The sequence below is a fragment of the Agrobacterium sp. CCNWLW155 genome (genome assembly GCF_036888815.1).
In the GTDB taxonomy this organism is placed as follows: Bacteria; Pseudomonadota; Alphaproteobacteria; order Rhizobiales; family Rhizobiaceae; genus Agrobacterium; species Agrobacterium radiobacter.
The window spans coordinates 1-1,310 of the sequence record NZ_JBAKFW010000056.1 but is presented as its reverse complement, the minus strand read 5'-3'; the positions used below and the strand labels follow the sequence as shown (position 1 = coordinate 1,310).

The following is a 1,310-nucleotide window of genomic DNA, read 5'->3' as shown; positions in this document are numbered from 1 at the left end:
AACGCATTGGATGTTCTCGACCAGAAAGTCGGATGGCACCGGCTGCTGAGAATGAAGCCAGAACTCGAGTCGATGGTCGACGACAACGAGGCACCGCCGTTGACCGTGGCAGCCGAACAATACGCGACCGTCCACAAATACAATGGTGCATTTCTTCAGGCCTTCACGTTTCGCTCGGCGCATCGCCACGACCCGCTTCTGGCGGCAATTGCGCTGCTGAAACGGCTTTATGCCGAGAAGCGGCGGACACTCCCTGATCGCGTGCCGCTCACCCATCTCAGCCAAACTGATCGACGGCTTATCTTCGAACAAGGGAAACCTGATCGCCGTCTCTACGAGATCGCCACGCTAGCGGCTTTGCGAGACCGGCTTAGATCTGCGGACATTTGGGTCGACGGCAGCCGATCTTTCCGGCCGATTGACGAGCATCTGATGCCGCGGTCGACATTCATCACGATGAAGGAAGAAGATCGTCTCGGTTTGGGGGTCCAAGGCGACGGCGCGCAGTGGCTTGCTGAAGCGTGCCAGATGCTCGAGTTCAACCTGCAGCGTCTTGCGCACAGAGCACGATCCGGAAAGCTCGAAGGAGTTCGTCTTGAGGCCGGAACGTTGATCGTCACACCAACTGCCAGCGAAGTCCCCGTGGCAGCAGAGGAACTGAATGCCGAGATCAGCGATATGTATCCGTTGGTCGAGGTTCCCGACTTGTTAAGGGAAGTGCATGAATGGACCGCCTTTGCGGATCACTTCACGCATGTTCGCACCGGCGACATCCCGAAAAATGTCTCTGCCATGCTCGCTGGTGTACTGGCCGATGCGACGAACCTCGGCCCAAAGCGAATGGCGGGCGCATCCAAGGGGATCAGCGCTCACCAGATTGGGTGGATGCGCACATTCCATGCCCGATCGGAGACCTACCGCGCGGCGCAAGCGTGCATCACCGATGCCCACACCCAGCATCCGCATTCGCGCCTTTGGGGCAATGGCACAGCGTCGTCGTCCGATGGCCAATTCTTCCGTACGAGCGACCGGGCTGCAAAGCGCGGCGACATCAATTTGCATTACGGTAGCGAGCCCGGATCGAAATTCTATAGCCATCTGTCAGATCAATACGGCTACTTCAGCATTTTGCCCATCAGTCCCACCGAGAGCGAGGCGGCCTATGTGCTCGATGGGCTCTTCGACCAGGACACGGTGCTCGACATTCAGGAACACTTTACCGACACGGGCGGCGCGAGTGATCATATCTTCGGGCTCTTCGCCTTGATCGGAAAGCGGTTCTCACCGCGACTGCGCAATCTCAAAGACCG

At 58.3% G+C, this 1,310-nt stretch carries 1 protein-coding gene; it reads left to right on the top strand.

The window, feature by feature from the left end; genetic code table 11:
• The coding region (locus tag V6S97_RS29085) for a Tn3 family transposase (protein WP_334428447.1) at positions 1-1,310 on the top strand (1,310 nt) is incomplete at both ends.